The sequence below is a fragment of the Streptomyces sp. NBC_01463 genome, from assembly GCA_036227345.1.
GTDB lineage: Bacteria > Actinomycetota > Actinomycetes > Streptomycetales > Streptomycetaceae > Streptomyces.
In genome coordinates, this window is the sequence record CP109468.1 from 4,652,971 (window position 1) to 4,673,448 (window position 20,478).

Annotated in this window: 17 protein-coding genes; 7 read left to right on the forward strand and 10 right to left on the reverse strand. The window is 72.9% G+C overall.

Annotated elements, in window-relative coordinates:
• The first annotated feature begins 149 nt into the window (after positions 1 to 149).
• On the forward strand, positions 150 to 980 hold the full coding sequence (locus OG521_20550) for a L,D-transpeptidase family protein (GenBank protein WUW23043.1): 831 nt from the start codon (positions 150 to 152) through the stop codon (positions 978 to 980).
• A 561-nt stretch (positions 981 to 1,541) separates the two neighbouring features.
• Here OG521_20550 and metG read toward each other — a convergent pair.
• On the reverse strand, positions 1,542 to 3,143 hold the full coding sequence (gene metG, locus OG521_20555; GenBank protein WUW23044.1) for a methionine--tRNA ligase: 1,602 nt from the start codon (positions 3,141 to 3,143) through the stop codon (positions 1,542 to 1,544).
• A 147-nt stretch (positions 3,144 to 3,290) separates the two neighbouring features.
• Between metG and OG521_20560 the strand changes: the two genes are divergently transcribed.
• A complete protein-coding gene (locus tag OG521_20560; protein WUW26747.1) occupies positions 3,291 to 3,944 on the forward strand; it encodes a response regulator transcription factor in 654 nt (217 codons plus the stop codon).
• Positions 3,941 to 5,137, forward strand: coding sequence for a HAMP domain-containing histidine kinase (locus OG521_20565; protein ID WUW23045.1), 1,197 nt, complete (start codon positions 3,941 to 3,943; stop codon positions 5,135 to 5,137). The genes OG521_20560 and OG521_20565 overlap by 4 nt, the downstream gene beginning before the upstream one ends.
• Here OG521_20565 and OG521_20570 read toward each other — a convergent pair.
• Positions 5,086 to 6,681 (reverse strand): VWA domain-containing protein, encoded by a 1,596-nt coding sequence (locus tag OG521_20570; protein ID WUW23046.1) that lies wholly within the window; start codon positions 6,679 to 6,681, stop codon positions 5,086 to 5,088. The two genes, OG521_20565 and OG521_20570, sit on opposite strands and share 52 nt — an antisense overlap.
• Positions 6,682 to 7,072: 391 nt before the next feature.
• On the opposite strand from OG521_20570, the gene OG521_20575 reads away from it, so the two are divergent.
• Positions 7,073 to 8,665: a hypothetical protein gene (locus OG521_20575; protein ID WUW23047.1), complete on the forward strand. Its 1,593-nt coding sequence runs from the start codon at positions 7,073 to 7,075 to the stop codon at positions 8,663 to 8,665.
• Between the two features lie 82 nt (positions 8,666 to 8,747).
• Complete coding sequence (locus OG521_20580) at positions 8,748 to 9,155, forward strand: S4 domain-containing protein (GenBank protein ID WUW23048.1); 408 nt, start codon at positions 8,748 to 8,750, stop codon at positions 9,153 to 9,155.
• Between the two features lie 32 nt (positions 9,156 to 9,187).
• Here OG521_20580 and OG521_20585 read toward each other — a convergent pair whose 3' ends face one another.
• The 4 genes from OG521_20585 to OG521_20600 form a co-directional block, all read right to left on the reverse strand.
• Positions 9,188 to 11,161: an FUSC family protein gene (locus tag OG521_20585; GenBank protein WUW23049.1), complete on the reverse strand. Its 1,974-nt coding sequence runs from the start codon at positions 11,159 to 11,161 to the stop codon at positions 9,188 to 9,190.
• 146 nt (positions 11,162 to 11,307) lie between these two features.
• Complete coding sequence (locus OG521_20590; GenBank protein WUW26748.1) at positions 11,308 to 12,258, reverse strand: NADP-dependent oxidoreductase; 951 nt, start codon at positions 12,256 to 12,258, stop codon at positions 11,308 to 11,310.
• Between the two features lie 91 nt (positions 12,259 to 12,349).
• Positions 12,350 to 13,312, reverse strand: coding sequence for an endonuclease/exonuclease/phosphatase family protein (locus OG521_20595; protein ID WUW23050.1), 963 nt, complete (start codon positions 13,310 to 13,312; stop codon positions 12,350 to 12,352).
• Positions 13,309 to 14,202, reverse strand: a complete 894-nt coding sequence (locus OG521_20600) for a hypothetical protein (protein WUW23051.1) — start codon at positions 14,200 to 14,202, stop codon at positions 13,309 to 13,311. Before OG521_20600 ends, OG521_20595 begins: the two co-directional genes overlap by 4 nt.
• Before the next feature lie 120 nt (positions 14,203 to 14,322).
• Between OG521_20600 and OG521_20605 the strand changes: the two genes are divergently transcribed.
• Positions 14,323 to 14,721 (forward strand): hypothetical protein, encoded by a 399-nt coding sequence (locus tag OG521_20605; protein ID WUW23052.1) that lies wholly within the window; start codon positions 14,323 to 14,325, stop codon positions 14,719 to 14,721.
• A gap of 104 nt (positions 14,722 to 14,825) precedes the next feature.
• Positions 14,826 to 15,953: a protein phosphatase 2C domain-containing protein gene (locus OG521_20610; protein WUW23053.1), complete on the forward strand. Its 1,128-nt coding sequence runs from the start codon at positions 14,826 to 14,828 to the stop codon at positions 15,951 to 15,953.
• 65 nt (positions 15,954 to 16,018) lie between these two features.
• On the opposite strand, the gene OG521_20615 is transcribed toward OG521_20610, so the two are convergent.
• The 4 genes from OG521_20615 to OG521_20630 all read right to left on the reverse strand — a co-directional run bounded on the left by OG521_20615 (position 16,019) and on the right by OG521_20630 (position 20,101).
• Positions 16,019 to 16,441, reverse strand: coding sequence for a universal stress protein (locus OG521_20615; GenBank protein WUW23054.1), 423 nt, complete (start codon positions 16,439 to 16,441; stop codon positions 16,019 to 16,021).
• Between the two features lie 121 nt (positions 16,442 to 16,562).
• The gene (locus OG521_20620; protein ID WUW23055.1) at positions 16,563 to 17,216 is read right to left on the reverse strand and encodes an FMN reductase; all 654 of its coding nucleotides are present in this window, start codon (positions 17,214 to 17,216) and stop codon (positions 16,563 to 16,565) included.
• 4 nt (positions 17,217 to 17,220) lie between these two features.
• Complete coding sequence (locus OG521_20625) at positions 17,221 to 18,315, reverse strand: LLM class flavin-dependent oxidoreductase (GenBank protein ID WUW23056.1); 1,095 nt, start codon at positions 18,313 to 18,315, stop codon at positions 17,221 to 17,223.
• A gap of 82 nt (positions 18,316 to 18,397) precedes the next feature.
• The gene (locus OG521_20630) at positions 18,398 to 20,101 is read right to left on the reverse strand and encodes a SulP family inorganic anion transporter (protein ID WUW23057.1); all 1,704 of its coding nucleotides are present in this window, start codon (positions 20,099 to 20,101) and stop codon (positions 18,398 to 18,400) included.
• Positions 20,102 to 20,478 lie beyond the last annotated feature (377 nt).

Below are 20,478 nucleotides of genomic sequence, written 5' to 3' on the forward strand. Positions count from 1 at the left end.
CCCGAACGGTGAGACCCGGATGGCCCCGGCGCCGGATTGGCGGAGTCCGGCTGCGGCAAAGACTGCCTGGGCCGACATCGGCACAGCGGACTCCGGACCAGGTCCGCCGGAGCCCCGTGGCTTCGTCACCGACCGCTGAGGAGCCCTCCGTGCCCCTGCCCCGCCCGCGCGTCCCGCTGCGCCTCCCGTACGTCGTCTGCGCCGCCCTCCTGCTGCTGCTGGCCGGGTACGGCTCGGGGACCCTTGCCGGGTGGGACGGGGGCCGTGCCACCACGAAGGGCGCGGGCGCCACCGGCGTGCCCGGACCGCCCGGGGCAGCCGGAGCAGCCGGAGCACCCGGCGCACCCGCAGGGCCCCGGGCCTCCGTCGTACCGCCCGCCCCGCCGCAGGAGATCCCCGGGCTCGGGCCGCGGACACGGGCGCAGATCCCGGCCGGGGCCCATCAGGCGTTCGTCGTCACCGGGGAGTCCCCGGACTCCAACCGCTCCACGGCCGTGCTCTACACCCGGGACGACCCGGCCGTGGGCTGGCGGCCCGCCCTGGCGCCCTGGCCCGCCCACAACGCGCTGAACGGCTGGACGGCCGAGCACTGGGAGGGCGATCTGCGCTCACCCGTCGGCGTCTTCACCCTGACCGCGGCAGGCGGCCGCCTCGACCCGCCGGACACGGCCTTCCCGTACGACCTGAGCCCGGACTTCAAGGTGGAGGGCGAGGGCTTCCACGGGGAGCCGCTGGAGGGCTCGTTCGACTACGTCATCGCCATCGACTACAACCGCCTCCCCGGCACCTCGCCCCTGGACCACACCCGGCCCCTGGGCGACGAACGCGGCGGCGGCATCTGGATCCACGTCGACCACGGCGGCCCCACCCAGGGCTGCGTCTCGGTCACCGAGGACCGGATGGAGGAACTCCTGGGCGTGCTCGACCCGGCGAAGGAGCCCGTCATCGTGATGGGGGACGCGGCGTCGCTGAGCCGCTGAGGCCCCTTTGGGGCCGGGTCCTTGTTGTGGGGTGCCGCCGGTCCGGGTGCGGGTCTTTGTCCTCAAGCGCCGGACGGGCCGGCTTTGTGCGGGTGCCCCGCGGGGCGGCGCCGTTGCCCGGTGGGTGGGGGTGGGGCCCCTCCGGGGCGTCTCCTCAGAAACTGGCGTGGCAACGCACTCCGTTGCCGGGGCCGGGTAGTACGCCATTTTCCTGCGGGGACGCCCCTGCACGGCCCCACCCGACGCCGGCGTGCGCCCGCACCCCCGGTGGCACCACCGGTGGAAGAACCGGGGGTGCGGGCGCACGACGGGCTCGGGTTCGGGGGCGTGCAGGGGAGTCCCCGCAGGACGACGAACACATACCGGGGTTTCGCTGCGTGGGACTGGAAACGTTCGTCGTTCGAGGAGACGCCCTGGAGGGACCCCGGACCCCCACCCACTGGCGCGGGCGCACCCCGCGGGGCTCGGCGCCCCCACCAAGCCCGTCCGGCGCTTGAGGACAGAGACCCCAGCCCCGGGCCGGGGGCAAGCAACAACCGAGGACCCGGCCCCGCAAGGGGCCTACGGCTTCTCCTCCAGGCGTGGGAACAGCACCGCGCCCTTCGTCACCGTCGCACCCGCCGGCAGCAGGCCCCAGGTGCCCGCGTCCTGCACGTGCTGGCCGGCCAGCGCGCCCAGGGACTCCTCGGCGCCCAGCGACTCCCACAGCTTCTGGGAGGTGTCCGGCATGACGGCGTTCAGCAGGACCGCGACACCGCGCAGCGCCTCGGCGGCCGTGTAGAGGATCGTCGCGAGGCGGGCCTGGCCCTCGTCGGACGTGTCCTTGGCGACCTTCCACGGCTCCTGCTCCGTGATGTAGCCGTTGACCTGCTTCACGAAGTCGAAGACCGCCAGGATGCCGCCCTGGAAGTCCAGCTCCTCGCCGATCTTCAGATCGGCCGTGGCGACCGCCTTGGCCAGGCCCTCCTGGACCGCCTGCTCGGCCTCGCCCGCGGCGGTGGCCGCCGGCAGCGCGCCGCCGAAGTACTTGCCGACCATGGCCGCGAGACGCGAGGCCAGGTTGCCGTAGTCGTTGGCGAGTTCGGAGGTGTAGCGGGCGGTGAAGTCCTCCCAGGAGAACGAGCCGTCGCTGCCGTAGGCGATGGCCCGCAGGAAGTACCAGCGGTAGGCGTCCACGCCGAAGTGCGAGGTCAGGTCCTGAGGCTTGATGCCCGTCAGGTTCGACTTCGACATCTTCTCGCCGCCGACCATCAGCCAGCCGTTGGCGACGACCTTGCCGGGCAGCGGCAGCCCCTGCGCCATCAGCATCGCCGGCCAGATGACCGAGTGGAAGCGCAGGATGTCCTTGCCGATCAGGTGCACGTTCGCCGGGAACGTACCGTCGAACTTCTCCTGGTTGGCGCCGTAGCCGACCGCCGTCGCGTAGTTGAGCAGCGCGTCGATCCACACGTAGATGACGTGCTTGTCGTCCCACGGGACCGGGACGCCCCAGTCGAACGTCGAGCGGGAGATCGACAGGTCCTGGAGGCCCTGCTTGACGAAGTTCACGATCTCGTTGCGCGCGGACTCCGGCTGGATGAAGCCGGGGTTGGCCGCGTAGAACTCCAGCAGCTTCGGACCGTACTCGCTGAGCTTGAAGAAGTAGTTCTCCTCCTTGAGGATCTCCACCGGCTTCTTGTGGATCGGGCACAGCTTGACGCCGGCCTCGTCCTCGATGAGATCGCCGGGGAGCTTGTACTCCTCGCAGCCCACGCAGTACGGGCCCTCGTACCCGCCCTTGTAGATCTCGCCCTTGTCGTACAGGTCCTGCACGAACTCCTGCACCCGGTCGGTGTGCCGCTTCTCCGTCGTACGGATGAAGTCGTCGTTCGCGATGTTGAGGTGCTCCCAGAGGGGCTTCCAGGCCTCCTCGACGAGCTTGTCGCACCACGCCTGGGGCGTGACGTCGTTTGCCTCGGCCGTGCGCATGATCTTCTGACCGTGCTCGTCCGTGCCGGTGAGGTACCACACCTTCTCGCCGCGCTGGCGGTGCCAGCGGGTGAGCACGTCGCCTGCGACGGTCGTGTAGGCGTGGCCCAGGTGAGGAGCGTCGTTGACGTAGTAAATGGGGGTCGAGACGTAGAACGCCGTCGCCGCCTGCTTCTCGGATCCAGTGGCCGCCATGGTCGAAATCCTAACGGTCCGGGGGAGATCCCCTCACACCGATAAACCCGGCACCGGAACGGAGAGCTTTGCGAAACATCCCTTCCCGTAGCAAAGACGCATCCTGGGAGGGAGTGGACACGCATGCACGAGGCAGGGGACATCACGATGCGGGTACTGGTCGCCGAGGACGAGGAGATCCTGGCGGAGCTGGTCGCCACCGGGCTGCGGCGGGCCGGGTTCGCCGTCGACACGGTGTACAGCGGTGATGCCGCCCAGGCCTACCTGGGGCTGCACGACTACGACGTCGTCGTCCTGGACCGCGATCTGCCCCGGGTGCACGGCGACGACGTGGCCCGCGGACTGGTCGCCGCCGGCTCCCGGACCAGGATCCTGATGCTGACGGCCGCCGGGACCATGGAGGACCGCGTCTCCGGGCTCGACCTGGGCGCCGACGACTACCTGGGCAAGCCGTTCGAGTTCCCCGAGCTGGTGTCCCGGGTCCGCGCCCTGCGGCGGCGCAGCGCCCGCCCCGTGCCGCCGCAGCTGGTGCGGCACGGCATCCGGCTCGACACCGTGCGCCGCACCGCGACCCGGGACGGCCGGGAGCTGGACCTCTCGCCCAAGGAGTTCACCGTGCTCCAGCTGCTGCTGGAGGCCGACGGCGGAACGGTCAGCGCGGAGGAGCTCCTGGAGCGGGCCTGGGACGCCAACGCCGACCCCTTCACGGGCGCCGTCCGCGTCTGCATGAGCAAGCTGCGCGGCAAGCTCGGCGAACCGGCCCTGATCCGCACCGTGCAGGGCGTGGGGTACGCCCTGTGAGGCGACCGGCCCGGGTGCCGCACGCCACGATCAGGACCCGGATCGCCCTCGTGTACGGCGGGGTGTTCCTGGTCCTCGGGACCGCGCTCCTCGCCACGGTCAACCTCGCCTCCCGCGCAGGTACGGACTCGCAGGCCCGCGCCATCGCCCGTACCGCCGCGGTCGTCCAGCCCGGCTACGCGGTCAACGGCCCCCTCGTCACCCGGCGCAGCCTCGGGCCGCCGACCGTCTACGACCTCACCGACCACGTCAGCGACGCGGCCGGGGACCAGTTGCTCTACTGGTCCGCGGCCGCCCTGCTGGTGATGACGGCGTGCGCGGTGGGCGTCGGGTGGTGGACGGCCGGGCGGGTGCTGCGCCCCGTCCACGCCATGACCGCGAAGGCGCGCCGGCTCTCCGAGCACACGCTGCACGAGCGGATCGCCTCCCACGGCCCCGACGACGAGCTCAAGGAGCTGGGCGACACCCTGGACGCGCTGCTGGCCCGGCTGGAGAAGGCGTTCGACAGCCAGCGCCGGTTCATCGCCAACGCCTCGCACGAGCTGCGGACCCCGCTGGCCACCCAGCGGGCGGCGATCCAGGTGGGGCTGGAGGACCCGACACCGGACGATCTCGTACGGACCCGGCAGACGCTGCTGGACAACAACCGGCGCAGCGAACGGCTCATCGAGGGGCTGCTGGTGCTGGCGCGCAGCGAGCGCGGGCTGGAGAGGAGCGAGCGGGAGACCGTGGAGCTGGACCGGGTGGTCGCGGAGGAGGCGGCCCGGCACCCGGGGGTGGCGGTCGACGCCGGGCGCTGCGCGGTGCGCGGAAGCCGGCTGCTGCTGGCCCGGCTGATGGCCAACCTGCTGGCCAACGCGGTGACGTACAACGTCCCCGGCGGGAGTGTGCGGGTGTCCCTGGTACCGGCGGGGGACGGGGTGCTGCTGGAGGTGCGCAACACCGGTCCGGTGGTGGACGCGGCGGACATTCCCGGTCTGTTCGAGCCGTTCCGGCGCGGTGAGGGCAAGGACCGGATGGGGCCGGGCTCGGGGCTCGGCCTCTCGATCGTCCGCTCCATAGCGGTGGCGCACGGCGGTACGGTCACGGCGGTGCCGGGCCCGGAGGGCGGGCTCGCCGTGACCGTACGCCTGCCGGCGGATCAGGCGCCGGCCGAGACCCAGGCGGGGAGCGCGGCGAGGACCTCGCGGTAGAACGCGGCGTCCGGGACCTCGCGCGGGGCGGGTCCCGCGTGGAAGAAGCCGGCGTTCGGGGCGTCCAGCTTCCGCAGGAACTCGAAGCCCTTCGCGTCCGCGTCGCCGAACGCGACGAACTGGAAGAACAGCGGCAGCCGGGCCGCGTCCGCCAGCGCCTGGCGGGCGGCCTGCTTGACGTCCGGCGGGCCGTCCGTCTGGAAGACCACCAGCGCCGGGCCGGTCGCCCCGGACTTCTCGTAGTGCGCGACGACCTCTTCGACGGCCCGGTGGTAGTTCGTCCGGCCGAGGCGTCCGAGACCGGCGTTCAGCTGGTCGATCCGGCCCTCGTGCGCGTCCAGCTCCACCGTGCCGGTGCCGTCGATGTCGGTAGAGAAGAACACGACCTGGACGGTGGCGCTCTCGTCGAGGTGCGCGGCGAGCGCGAGCGTGCGGTCGCCCAGGTGCTGGGCGCTGCCGTCCTTGTAGAACGGCCGCATGGAGCCCGAGCGGTCGAGCACCAGGTAGACGGTGGCGCGCAGGCCGGTGAGTCCGTGCGCCTTCAGCCCGGCCTGGGCGGCCTTGTACGGCCCCACGAGCTCGGGCGCACGGGCCTTGACCTTGGCGAGGGTGAGCGCGGGCTTGCCGGCGGGGGCGGCGATGTCCGGGGCCGGGGTCGCGGCGACCGGCTCGGGCGCGGCGATGGGCTCGGCCACGGGCTCGGCCACGGGTACGGCGACAGCAACGGCGACCGGCTCGGGCGCGGCGACAGCAATGGCGACCGGCTCGGGCGCGGCGACCGGCTCCGGCTCGGCCACGGCTGCGGCGATCGGAGCCGGGCCCGGTTCGGGTTCCGGTTCGGGCTCCGGGTCCATGTCGATGGTGATGGGCGCGGGGGTGGCCTCGTGCTCGACGGCGGGGGCGGCCTCGGGCTCGACGACGGCGGGGGTGGCCTCGGGCTCGACGGCGGCGGGGGCCTCGGGCTCGACGGCGATCGGCTCGGCCACGGCGGCGGGGGCCGGGGTCTCGACCGGCGGCTCCACCGCCTCTACCGGCTTCACGGCCTCCGCAGGCTCCACCGGCTTCACGGCCTCCGCAGGCTCCACCGGCTTCGCGGGCTTCACGGCCTCCACCGGCTTCGCGGGCTTCACGGTCTCCACCGGCTTCACGGTCTCCACCGGCTTCGCGGGCTCCGCGGCCTTCGTCCGCGGGCCGGAGCCCTGTGACGGAACCGTGGGGGCGGACTTGGGAGCGGCCTCGGGGGCGGGCGCGGCCGCCTTGTCGAAGGCAGCGGCCACCAGGTCCGTCGCCAGACCGCCGTCGTCCGTCGCGGTCCGGGACGCGGTGGTCCGGGATGCCGTGGCCGGGGCCGGGACCGACGCCTTGACGGCCGGGGCGGGTTCGGTCGCCGGCTCGGCCTGCGCAACCGGCTCGTCCACCGCCACCGACTCCGACTCCGTGGACAGGGTGCGCTCGCCCTGGGGCGGGACCGTGGCCGTCGTCGGCTCGTCCTGCTCCGTGCGGTCACGGCCGAACACCTTGCGCAGCAAGCTCCGAATGCCCATGGGCGAGGCCTTTCACGTGAGTTGGGTGCGATGAATGTCCGTACTGCGGGAATTGATCCCTGGCCAGGGCGGATACGTAAGGTTAGCGGCCGGATCCGGCCCTTCGTCGGTGCGGCCCGCCTGTCGGGCAACCGAGCCGCAACCGAGCCGCAACCGATCCCGGACCGAGTCCCTGTGACCGGGCTGTGCGGACCTCATGGATGTCGTCGGCAGGTCTCTCCCATCCGCCCTGAGGTGCACGGCGGCGTTACTAGCGTGTTCGGCCGACGTGTCTGACGATCAGTCAGGCACACCGGTGTCCGTTGTCCGTCTGTGTGACAAGAAGGGCTCTCGTATGAAGAACCCATCCCGCCGAACACGACTCGTGGCCTGTGCCGTGGCAGCCGGGGCGATGCTTTCAGGCCTTGCCCCGGCCGTGGGCGCGAACGCGGCCCCCGCGACCGGGCCGGCCTCGTCGGTCCCGGCCGTGGACGACCCCGTGCCGGGCCACGAGGGCATGCCGGACGACGGGTTCGACGACGAACCCGAGGGTGAACAGGACGACTTGGCCGGTACCGGAACGGCCGGTGCGAGCAGGGGCGCCCCGGCCGCCGTGGTGCCGGGCCGTCCCGCCGACTTCAGGCTGGCCAAGGGCACGGACCTGTCCGGCCTGGTCACCGGGCTGGACGCGGGCCTGCCCAAGCAGGGCCTCACCGAACTGATGGAACAGGCCAACCGGCCGGCTGCCGACTGCGGGACCGCCGGCATCTACGGACCCGACCTCACCGTCAGCCACCGCGTCTGCTGGAAGAGCGACGACGCCACGTCCTCGGAGTGGGTGCCGCAGGCCATCTCCGGCGTCTCGGACGCCCAGGAGGACGAGGACTGGGGCACGTCGAACGCCGAGCCGGTCGCCGTGGGCGGTTACGACGCGGCGAACCCGGGGCGCAGCGACTACATCGCGGGCCGCGACGACTGTCTGCGGAGCTCCGCGTCGGACGCCTGCAACGAGAAGGGCATCCGGGTCACCTTCTTCAACCGGGCGACCGGGATGTACCGCCATGTGCTGCTGGTGTGGCCGTACATGAACTCCAAGGACCACATATCCTTCGACGCCCTCCACGCGCGTGAGGGCCGGTGCAACCCCGTCGTCGTGACCGGCTGCGCCGCGCAGAACGGCATACACGCGGGCGGCATGGTCTGGTACGGCGACTACCTGTACGTCGCCGACACCGCCAACGGCATGCGGGTCTTCGACCTCCGCAGGATCATGGACCTCAACCCCGACAACGACGACACGGTCGACGACCCGACGCCGGACGGACTCGTCAGCAACGTCCGGGACAAGAAGCTGATCGGCCGGCAGAGCAACGTCTGGTACGGATACGGCTACCGCTACGTCATGCCGCAGGTGGCCACGCTGAAGTTCACCACGGCCAAGAACACCGGCACCACCAGCGGCAACCAGTGCTACGCCACCGGCCGGCCGAAGGCCTCGTACATCTCGCTGGACCGCACCGGGACCGACCACATGGTCCTCGGCGAGTACTGCAACACCAACAACGGCGGCAGCAGCCCCGGGCGCGTCGGCGCCTACCCGATGACCGCGCTGACAGCGGCGGTCGAGGGCGCGGCCGGGACGACCGCGGGCGCCGACCAGGCGTACGGCCTGCCGGCCGGCGCGAAGTTCGGCGACGAGGACCTGTGGCACAAGATCCAGGGTGCGATGCGGTACGAGGGCAAGTGGTACTTCCACCGCAGCAACGCCTACGACAACGGGCGGCTGCTCCAGGCCTCCGTCGGGGCGAACGGCGAGCTCGTCGGCAACACGAAGACCCTGCAGACGTCCTTCGGCCCCGAGGACCTCTACCTCGCGCACGGGCGGGGTGACGGCTTCCCGCCGCGGCTCTGGTCGCTGAGCGAGCACGCGCCGAGCAAGTGCGGGGTGTGCAAGCGGGAGGTGTACAGCTACCCGATGGCCGAGGTGATCAGCTCCTTCGGCTGATCCCTGAGGCTGAGGCGTGGTGCCTGGTGCCCGGTTCCGTGCGTGCCCGCCGCACCGGAGTCTGCCGGACTAGAGTCGGACCATGGTTTCCGGTGAGGCGCCGCAGGCGGCGGGCAGCGTTCGGGTCGATGTCTGGATCTGGTCGGTCCGGCTCACGAAGACCCGCGCGCAGGCGGCCGCCGCCTGCCGCGCGGGTCATGTGAAGGTCGCCGGTGAGCGCGCCAAGCCCGCCCAGGCGCTGCGCGTCGGCGACGAGGTGCGGCTGCGGCACGACGGCCGGGACCGGGTCGTCGTCGTGTCGAAGATCGTGAAGAAGCGGGTCGGGGCGCCGGTGGCCGCGGAGTGCTTCGTCGACAACAGCCCGCCCCCGCCGCCGCGCGAGACCGCGATCCAGATTCCGGTACGCGACCGGGGCGCGGGAAGGCCGACGAAGCGGGACCGGCGCGAGATGGACCGGCTGCGAGGCGCGGGCCCCGACGCCGCGGAGTGACGGGCGCGGGGCCGGACCGGCGCCGCCCACCACTACGGCGCGGGTGAGGCGATGGCCCGTGCCGCCGCGACCTCCTGGCGCAGCGGGGCGAGTACGCCCTCCTCGTCGCCCGGGAGTTCGGCGCGCACCTCCACCAGGACCTCGCTCGCGCGCAGTCCGTCGGCCAGTTCGCGGAGCTGGGCCCGGACCGCGGCCACTTCCTCCGGTTCCGGTTCCTGGGCGCCGTGGTTGACGCGGACCCGGGCCGCGGTCGTGGCGTCCACGATGCGTTCCACCGCGACGACCAGCGGCCACCAGGCGGCGGCGCGGGTGCCGGTCGGGGGCGGTTCGGTCAGGGCGCGCTGGAACTCGGAGCGTACGGAGGACAGATCGCGGTAGATGCGGCGCCGGGCCCGGACCCGTTCCGCCCGGTCGCCTCCGCCGCCCGGCTCGAACGCGTACGCCACGTAGTCCGCGATGTCCGTCACCGCGTCGGCCAGCCGGTGGCCGATCCGGGTGTGCCAGCTCTCCGGCCACAGCAGATATCCGGCCACCAGCACGATCGCGCAGCCGATCAGGCTGTCCAGGAAACGCGGCCAGACCAGGTGCACGCCCTGGTGGTTCAGCAGATCGGACAGCAGCAGGATGACCGGGGTGACGGCCGCGGTCTGGAAGGCGTAGCCCTTCGCCGTGAGCGCCGGGATCAGCGCGGCGAGCAGCATCATCACCGGCACGTCCCACCAGCCGAGCGGCACCTCGGCCAGCACCGGCGCGGCGATGACGAGCCCCGCGGCCGTGCCCACCGCGCGCAGGACGCCGCGGGAGAAGACGGAGCCGAAGTCGGGCTTCAGCACGAAGGTGACGGTCAGCGCGACCCAGTAGGAGCGCGGTACGTCGATCAGTGAGGTCAGCGCCTGGGCCAGTCCGATGCAGAGTGCGAGGCGCAGCCCGTACCGCCAGGAGGGGCCGGAGAACAGGACGTTGCGGGTCGCGCGGCGGACGCGTACGCCGAGCGCGGCGGGGCGGCCCAGCCGGTCGTCGACGTTGTACGGATCGGGTTCGGCCTTGTGGACGACCGTGAACGCGTGGCGCAGCGCGCTGTCGACCGCCCGGGTGGCGGGCGAGTCGGGGGCGGGCAGGCCGGGCCCGTCGCCGCCGGTGCGGGTCTCCGCCACGTCGGCGGCCAGGTCCCGCACCGCCGCCGGGATCGCGTCGGGGAGCCGGATCCGCCGCACGTGGACCGCGGGGGCCGCCTCGACCAGCGGGATGACGACGTTCAGCTGGGACAGCAGCCGCACCATCGCGCCGCTGCGGCCGTGGTAGCGGGCACGGCGGGCGAGGATCAGGTCGTAGGAGGTGTTGAGGGAGTCGGTGACGGCCTGTCGCTTCTCCTCGTACGCGTCGGTGCCCGCGGCGGCGAGCAGGTCGGCGACCGCGAGATAGGTGCCGGTGACCGAGACCCGTTCCGGCAGCTTCCGCCTGAACGGCCAGGCCAGCAGCGTCAGGACGAGGACGAACAGTCCGCCCAGCGTCAGCAGCAGCGGTGCCACCCACCACGGGTCCGGCATCGGGAGTCCGGCGCCGACCACGGAGTTGAGCAGGAGCAGCAGTCCGGACACGGAGGCGACGGCGCCGATCGTCGACATCATCCCGGAGGCGAGACCGATGGCCGTGAGCACGGCGACGGCCGCCCAGCCGGTGCCGTACACGAGCGTGCCGATCATGATGCCGAGGGCGCCGAACAGCTGTGGCACGGCGATGTTGAGGATGCGCATCCGGTACGCGTCGGCGGTGTCGCCGATCACGCCGGACAGGGCGCCCATGGAGGCGAGCGCCCCGTACACCGGCCGGTCGGCGGCGAATCCGACGGCGAGCGGTGCGGCGAGTGCCACGGAGGCGCGGGCGACGGCGGCCCAGGGGACGGGGGTGGGCTGGGGGCGCAGCCCGTAGCGGAGCCAGACGGGGGGCGTGCCCCGCCGGTGCGCCAGGGTGGACCGGGCGGGTCCGTCGGCCTCGGTGCCGGTCAATGCGTCCCCCTCCGCCGCTCAGCGGTCAGCTGCGATGTCCTGCGGCCCGTCGGCCGGCCGGACCTCCAGCGTATGCAGTCGGGCCTGCTCGCAGGTGCGGAGGGCGGCTGCCCGCCGGCCGCGGCGGTGTCCGGCCGGCGCCGTTCTCAGCAGTGGCCGTTCTCCCGCAGCACGATGACGGTCTTGCCGCGCGCCCCGCCGGTCCGGTTGCGGTCTAGGGCCTGCGGGGCCTTCTCCAGGGGGAGTTCGATGTCGATGAGGACGCGCAGGACACCCTCCGCGGCACCCGCGGCCAGCACCTCCAGCAGGACCGGGTTCGGATCGAGGCGGAAGTCGATGCCCCGCACTCCCCCGGTGAGCGGTGCCCCGGCGGCGACGCCGAGGGTGGAGAGCGCGATGCCGCCCGGCCGGACCGCCGCGGCGTGCGCGGCGAATGCCGCGGGGGTCGCGGAGGCCAGGTCGGCCAGCGCGTCGACGCCGTCCGGGCAGGCCGCCCGTATCGCCTCGGCCACCGGTCCCGCCGTGACGTCGAGTGTCGCGGTGGCGCCCAACGACCCCATCCTGGACCGTTCGTCACCCCGCACCGCCGCGATCACGCGGACGTCCCGGGCCGCGGCGAGCTGGGTCAGGAAGCTGCCGACACCGCCGGCGGCCCCGACGACCAGCAGCGTCTCGTGGCCGCGCAGCGCCACCGCCTCCAGGATCTGGGCCGCGGCGGTGCCGGCGGACGGCAGCGCGGCCGCGGTCCGGGGATGGAGGCCGCGCGGGACGAGGGCGATGGCGGAGTCCTGCGGCACGCAGACGTAGTCGCAGTACGTGCCGGGGCCCGCCGCGGGTCCGCCGGCCCGGCCGAAGACGTGGTCGCCGACCCGGAAGCGGTTGTCGCCGCTGCCGATCATGTCGACGCGGCCCGCGTAGTCCACGCCGACGAGGAGGGGGAGTGCATCGGCTCCGGCGCCGTCAGCGCGCTGCCAGTCGTGCGGGTTGAGGGAGGCGTACTCGATCTTCACCCGCACCTCGCCGGTGTCCGGGTCCGGCTTGGGCACCTCGACCAGGGCGGGATCGGCCCGGAACGTGCTGACGGCGATGGCTCGCATACGGAAGACCTCCCAGTCGCCCCCGGCAGTCACCTCCTCCACTCTTCCCCGGCGCGTCCCCGCCCGCACGTCGGCACGGACGGGCCCGGTCTCATCCGCCGCCGTGCAGTTCCAGGGCGACGAGCAGGGCGCGGTGGTCGGTGGCGGCGAGGTGCAGGAAGCGGGCCGAGCGGACCGAAAACGCGTCGCTGACCAGCACATGGTCGATCTGGGTGCGCAGCGGTGTGGTGCGGTCGGCGGGCCAGGAGTACGTACGGGAGGCGCCGGCGAGACGGGCGCTGTCGTGGAGGCCGCCCGCGTCCAGGACGGCCCGGAAGGCGGCGTGGTCCTGGGAGGCGTTGAAGTCGCCGGCCACGACGGCGGGGGCCGCCCGGACCGATGCGGCGAGGTCCCGGATCCGGCCGAGCTCGCGGCGCCAGAGGGCGACCCCGCCGGGGACCGGCGGCATGGGGTGCGCGAGCTGGAGCCGCACCTCCCGGCCGGCCACGACGGCGACCGCTCCAGGCATCGCCATCTCACCGGCGACCCGGCCCGCCGGGCGCAGCGGGAACCTGCTGAGGATCGCCGAGCCGAGCGAGCCGTCGAGCCGGACGACCTCGCGGTACGGGTAGGAGGCGGCCGGGACCCGGGCGTCGAGGGCGTCCGCGCACCCGAGGTCGCACTCCTGGACGAAGACCACGTCCGGCCGTTCCCGGCGGACGGCGGTGATCAGCGCGTCCGTCGCCTCCCCGAACTCCACGTTGGAGGTGAGGACGTCCAGCCGGGCCAGCACCGGACCGTGCGCGCCCGTGGCGCCGGGACCGTACGGGCGCACGAACCACACCGTCAGCGCGAGGACGACCGCCGCCCACCCCAGGCCGCCGCGCCAGCGGGCCAGCGCGGCGAGTCCGAGACCGGCGGCGCCGGGCACCAGGAGCCAGGGCAGGAAGGCAAGCGCCTGCGGGACGGGGGTGGGGCCGTCGGCGCCGGCCGCCCGGAAACCGATCACGAGGCTCACCGGCGCGAGGAGCAGCACGGCGCAGCAGAGCACGGAGCGGCGGAGCGGTTCCGTCATGGGCCGGACGGTACCGGCAGCACCCGCTGGGCCCAGATCCGTGCCGCCACCGCGCACACGGCCACCGCGAGGCCCGTACCGAAGACGATCCACACCGTGGTGCGCAGCGATCCCGTCAGCGCGTCGTACACCGCGGCCGCCGCGTCCCTCTCGCTGCCCGGCACCTCGGCCAGCACCCGGTTGCGGGCCAGTGCGACCGCTCCGCGCAGCACCAGCGCGCCGAGCGCGAAACCGGCCCCGGCGACGGCGGTCGCGGCCAGTGCGGCCAGCGCGGAGCCGCGGCGGCCCGGTCCGCCGCGCACCCAGGCCACGACGACGGCGAGGAGCGCGAACACGAGCGTGCCGACGGCCGGCCACACACTGGCGGCGCGGAGCCAGCGGAAGCTCTGGCGCAGCTGGTCGGCGCGGTCGGCGGAGATGATCTGGATGTCGGTGTGCTGGACGGGGATCTGGTCGGCGAACGGCACCCCGTTGTCCACCAGGTTCTGCTTCACCTTCTCCGTCACCGGCGCCAGGTCGATGGTGACGCTCTCGCCGCTCTCCCCGTCCAGTGCCGCCGTCACGGCCTCGTGGGCGGTGCGGTTGGCCGCGTTCCAGGCGTCCTGGAACGCGGCCGTGGTGGTGAAGGACTGCACGGCCTGGTGGAGGAAGTCGCGGACGGTGTCCTGGAGCGGGCCCACGTCGATCTGCTTCATCGCCTCGTCGGTGATCAGATCGGCCACGGTGTTCTGCACATCGGCGTCGGAGGCGAGCGGCGCCACCGCGGCCACGTACCGGTCCGTGTCGTCGATCTCCAGGTCGACCCAGGCGGAGAGCGCGCTCAGCGGCACCAGGACGGCGAGCAGCACCAGGAGCACCGCCGAGAGAGCCGCCGAGAAGTAGGTCCGCACCCCACCAGGGAATCCCGGATGACGGCGGCGCGCTCCGGGCCGTAGCCCATCCGAGTTGCCGGGCGGCCCGGCCGGGTGTGCTCTGGAGGAAAGCGGGGGCGACGGAAGGAGCTCTCTGCCATGGCCGCACATGCTTCGGTGCAGGCACGCGGAACGCGCGCGCGTGCTCAGCGCCACTCGACGCTCAGCTGGGCCGTTCCCGTCACGCTCGGCGTGATCCTCGGCTGGTACGCGACCTCCATCGTCCGCGGCGGCGGTGTGCTCACCGGCACGCAGCTGGCGCTCGGACTCGTCTCCGGCGCCGTGCTCGCGGCGCTCTGCTTCGGTCTGGGCCGGGTGCAGAAGAGCCTGCCGCGCGAGCTCAGGGCGGTCGCGTACGGCGCGCTGTTCGGTGGTTCGGTCGGCTTCCTCTACAGCCTGTCCGGCAAGAGCGTGCTGGCCGCCTCGGTCCTCGGACTGCTGACCGGCGCGGGCATGCTGCTGGCCGCGTTCTACACCTTCTACACCCGGGAGGACTGAGCCGGGCGCCGCGTCCCGGACCGCCTCCGTGAGCGATCCTTGACCTTCTCCATGGGGGAAGGCCAAGGATCGCGTGTGCCGGGAGGGAACGGAACCCGCCCGGTATGAGGAGGCGTGAGGTGACGGACGAGGGCCAGGGGCGCGCGCCCGGTGCGGGACTGGTGACGATCGGGGCGTTCGCCCGGCTGTCCCGGCTGTCCGCCAAGGCGCTGCGCCGCTACGACGAGCTCGGTCTGCTGGCGCCCGCCCTGGTCGATCCGGTGAACGGCTACCGGTACTACGACCCGGCGCAGGCGCGGACGGCCCGGCTGGTGGCCTGGCTCCGCCGCATCGGGATGCCGCTCGCCCGGATCACGCGGGTGATCGCGCTGGAACCCGGCGCGGCGGCGGCGGAGATCCGGGCGTACTGGGCGCAGGTCGAGGCCGAGACGGCGGCCCGGCGCGACCTCGCGGCCTTCCTCATCGACCAGTTGTCGACGGAGGATGTCATGACACAGGTGGGAACGCTCGGAATCCGGTACGCGGCGGGCACCGACGCCGGTGCGGTACGGGAGACCAACCAGGACGCGGCCTACGCCGGGGCCCGGCTGCTCGCGGTCGCCGACGGCTTCGGCGCGGGCGGCGCGGGGGCGAGCACCGCGGCCATCGAGGCGCTGAAGCCGGTCGCGCTGGGCGGGGTGCCGGCCGGGGAGCTGCTGAACAGGCTGCACGACGCGGCGGAACAGGCCGCGCGGGCGGTGCGGGACGCGGTCGCGGCGAGCGGCGGCGGGGAGCCCCAGGAGTCGGGGACGACGCTGACCGCGATGGTGTGGACGGGATCGCAGCTGGGCCTGGTGCACATCGGGGACTCGCGGGCGTATCTGCTGCGCGACGGCGAGCTGTTCCGGATCACGCACGACCACAGCCTGGTCCAGTCGATGATCGACGACGGTTCGCTGACCGAGGAGGAGGCGTTCTCGCACCCGCAGCGGGCGATGCTGCTCAAGGTCCTGGCCGGCGGCGGTCCGTACGGCTCAGGCCCCGATCTGGACGTCCGCGACGCCCGGCCCGGCGACCGCTATCTGCTCTGCTCGGACGGGCTGTCGGCGGTCGTCGAGGGTACGGACCTGGCCCGGGTGCTCGCCGCGGCGGACGGCCCCGGCACGGCGGTGCGCGAGCTGGTTGCGCTGGCCGGGGCGGCGGGCGCGCCCGACAACGTGGCCTGCGCGGTCGCGGACGTCGTGGAGCTGTGACGGACGGGGCGGGCCCGCGCGTCCTCGGTCCGGTCCGGAGCGAGGAGGCGCGGGCCCGCCCGTCGTCAGTCGCGCACCACGGTCACCGGACACGGCGCGTGCTGGGTGACGTGCAGGCTGACCGAGCCCAGCAGGGTGGCCTTGAAGCCGCTGAACCCGCGTGCGCCCACGACCAGCAGATTCGCGCCCTGGGCGCGGTCGAGCAGGGCCTGCGCCGGGTTGCCGATCACCACGATCTTGCTGACGGCGGCGGCGCCCGAGGCGCCCAGGGCCTCCTCCAGCGCCTCGGTGAGCGACACCGTGGCCAGGGCCTGCGGGTCGAAGTCCTCCGGCATGCCCGGCATCATGGACGCCCAGCTGGTGGCGGGGTACTCCCAGCTGTTGACGGCCTCCACCGTGTCACCGGTCAGCTCCGCCTGGCGTACGGCCCAGTGCAGCGCCTTGATCGACGACTCGGAGCCGTCCACGCCCACCACGATCCTGCCCATCTCTGCCTCCAGCTCGGTTCGGCCCGCTCGTACGGGTGCGTCGCACGGGATGCCCGTACAACGCACCTTCTCGTACAACTGTAGTCAAACCGGACGAAAGCATCGTCTCCGGGCCGGGCGGTCAGTCGATGCGGAGATCGGCCAGCTGCTGCTCGAAGGGGATCACTTCGTCGTCCAGGCCGAGGGCCCTGGACGCGCCGGAGACCGCCCGGCCGCCCGCGACCGCGTGTGCGAGCTCGCCGCCCGCGCGCCGGATGCGGGCCGGCAGTCCCTCGGTGTACTCGTCGCCCGACGAGCCCCAGTCCTCCGACGCGGCGTACACCGACGTCGGCAGGGTCACGGCCCTCAGATAGGCGAAGAGCGGACGCATCGCGTGCTCCAGCACCAGCGAGTGCCGGGCGGTGCCGCCGGTCGCCGCGACGACGACGGGCTTGCCGGTCAGCGCGGTGTTCTCGACGAGGTCGAAGAACGACTTGAACAGTCCGCTGTAGGAGGCGGTGAAGACCGGGGTGACGGCGATCAGCCCGTCGGCCCCCGCCACCGCGCCGATCGCCTCCGCCAGCGTGGCCGACGGGAAGCCGGAGACCAGGTTGCCGGCGATGTCGACGGCCAGGTCACGCAGTTCGATCACCCGGACCTCGACGGCACGGTCCTGCTCCGCCTCCAGCCGTTCCCGGGTGGCCGCCGCCAGCCGGTCGGCCAGCAGCCTGGTCGACGAGGGGCTGCTCAGGCCGGCCGAGACGGCGACGATCCTCAGCGGTTCGGTGGCGAACACGGTGTCAGCTCTCCTTCGTGACAGCGGCGGCGGCGGCGACGGCCGCCGGGTGCAGCGGCGCGGACTCGGGGACCCCGGCCGGCCGCAGGCTGGCGAACTCCTTGCGCAGCACCGGCACGACCTCCTCGCCGAGGATGTCGAGCTGCTCCAGGACGGTCTTGAGCGGCAGTCCCGCGTGGTCCATCAGGAACAACTGGCGCTGGTAGTCGCCGACGGCGTCCCGGAAGGACAGCGTGCGCTCGATGACCTCCTGCGGGGAGCCGACGGTCAGCGGGGTCTGCCGGGTGAAGTCCTCCATCGACGGCCCGTGCCCGTAGACCGGCGCGTTGTCGAAGTACGGGCGGAACTCCCGTACCGCGTCCTGCGAGTTCTTCCGCATGAACACCTGGCCGCCGAGGCCCACGATGGCCTGCTCGGCGGTGCCGTGCCCGTAGTGGGCGTAGCGCTGCCGGTAGAGCGCCACCATCTTCTTCGTGTGCTCGATGGGCCAGAAGATGTTGTTGTGGAAGAAGCCGTCGCCGTAGTACGCGGCCTGCTCGGCGATCTCCGGGGAGCGGATGGAGCCGTGCCAGACGAACGGCGGTACGCCGTCCAGCGGTCGCGGGGTCGCGGTGAAGGACTGGAGCGGCGTACGGAACTTCCCCTCCCAGTCGACGACGTCCTCACGCCACAGCCGGTGCAGCAGGGCGTAGTTCTCGACGGCGAGCGGGATGCCCTGGCGGATGTCCTTGCCGAACCAGGGGTAGACCGGTCCGGTGTTGCCGCGGCCCATCATCAGGTCGACGCGGCCGTCGGCGAGGTGCTGGAGCGTGGCGTAGTCCTCGGCGATCTTCACCGGGTCGTTGGTGGTGATCAGGGTCGTCGAGGTGGACAGGATGATGCGCTCGGTGCGGGCGGCGATGTAGCCGAGGGTGGTCGTCGGCGAGGAGGGGACGAACGGCGGGTTGTGGTGCTCGCCGGTCGCGAAGACGTCGAGGCCGACCTCCTCGGCCTTCCGTGCGATGGCGACGGTGGCCTTGATCCGCTCGTGCTCGCTCGGCGTCGTGCCGGTCGTCGGGTCGGTGGTGACGTCTCCGACGGTGAAGATCCCGAACTGCATGGCGCCCGCCTCCAGGTGATCGCTTCAGGTGGTTGAACGTTGAACTATCTGAACACACCCTACAACGGAGCACCCCTCCTCCCTATTCCGCCGCCACCGGACCCCGCCCGCGCTGCTCCTCCACCCAGCGGTTGGCCCGCTCGATGGCCTCGCGCTGGGCCCCGAAGATCTCCTCGCGGGCGGGCACCACCCGGTCGTCGCCCAGCTCGGCGGTGAGGCCGGTCCGGCGCAGCACCGCCAGCAGCGTCGGCTGCACCCCCGCCAGATAGAGCCGCCCGCCATGGGCGTCCAGCTCGTCGGCGTACCGGCTGAGCAGCTTGACCACCGCGGAGGAGGGCACCTCGGGCGTGGTGCGCAGCGCCAGCACCACGGCGGAGCCGCGCGCCTGCGAGACGTCGGGCCACTGGGCGTCGATCCGGGGCGCCTCGGCGAAGAGGCTCGTCCCCGCGTAGAAGAGGACACGCACCTCGCCGGGCCCGACCCGCGAGGGCGGATCGGTGAACCGCCAGCTCCCGGGCCCGGCGCCGGGTTCGAGCCCGCGCAGTCCGCTCTGCCGGGCCGCCTGCACGCAGTACAGCAGCAGTGAGAGCAGCGCCCCGATCACGATGGCCTGCTGGAGGGGCAGCTGGGTGGTGGCGACGAACGTGACGGTCATCGCGGCGGCCGACAGCCACGACGTGCGCAGCACCAGCAGGATGTCCTTGCGGCGGCCCCGGATGAGCTCGCAGCCGATCACGATGATCAGGCCGCCGATGACCGGCATCGGGATCCGCTCGGCGAGCGAGCCGAGCGTCAGCACCAGCAGCGCCAGCCACACCCCCGCGAAGATGCCCGCCCACCGGGTGCGCGCGCCCGCGCTGACGGCGACCCCGGTCCGGGACATGGAACCGCCGGCGGGCAGCGCGCCGAACAGCCCGCCGCCGATGTTGCCGATCCCCTGGGCGACGAAGTCCCCGTCGACCGAGGACTTGGAGCCGTCCGGGTTGCGGACCGTCGGACCGATCGACGCCGCCTGGGCCAGGGCGACGAGCGCGACCGCGAAGGCCCCGGGCAGCAGCGAACCGACGGCGGACAGGTCCGGGGCGGTGAAGTGCGGCAGCGCCGCCGGGATGTGCGCGATGTCCCGGGCCAGCTCCACATCGACGGAGAGCAGCCCGACGCCGAGACTGACGGCGACCAGGGCGACCAGGATCGCCACCGGCTCCAGCCGCTTGACCAGCCTGACGAGCGCCCACACGGCGACCGTCACCAGGGCCGTCAGGGTGGTGGTGAGCTTCCAGTCGCCGGCGTGGACCACCCAGTCGGCCAACTGGGTGAGGCGGTTGTGCCCGTCGGGCTTGTAGCCGGTGGCGTCGTCGAGCGAACCGGTGATGATCTGGAGCGCGATCCCGGTCGAGAAGCCGGTCATCACGGCGTTGGAGACGAAGCTCATCACCGCACCGAGCTTCAGCAGCCCCAGCACCACCATGATCAGCCCCGCGAGCACGGCGACGGTGGCGATGTTCCCCGCGTCCTTGGGGTCCAGGTGCGCCCCGGACAGCACGCTCTGCGAAGTCAGGGCGATGGCGGAGGTGAGGGTCGTGACCATCAGCACGGTACGGGCGAAGAACGACCCCAGGATCGTCGGCACGACGCCCGCGTAGATGCCGGTGACCGGGTTGAATCCGCCGATCGCCGCGTAGGCCATGCCCTCGGGGATCGAGAAGAGTCCCGTGACCAGCCCGGCCGACACATCGGCAGGCGTGGGCCGTCCCAGCGCCGCCTTCTTCCCGCCCGCCTCGCTCATGACAACTCAGTAGAACCCGGTCGGGTTATGTCCGCACTTCATCACCATGGGGGGAGCCGGGAGCCCGGCGGGGCTGTCCCCCTTGCGGGTGATGGCCGTGCGGTGACGGGCACCGGGCACCCCCGGGTCACGGACCGCTGATGGGCCCGGGCAGGGCGAGACCGCCCGGCAGGCGTACGTCCCGAAGTCCTGGCCCGGGCCGTCAGCCGATCCGTGTGTCCGCGGCGACGGCGCCGGGAATTCCCGCGACCCGGTTCACCTCCTCGGCTACGCTCGGTCCATGACCTCCGTACCGTGCCGGAACTGGTGGCGCTCCTCCTAGGAGCGGCCACCTCCTCAGCGCGGGACCAGGGCCGTTCGCCACGGACGGCCCTTTT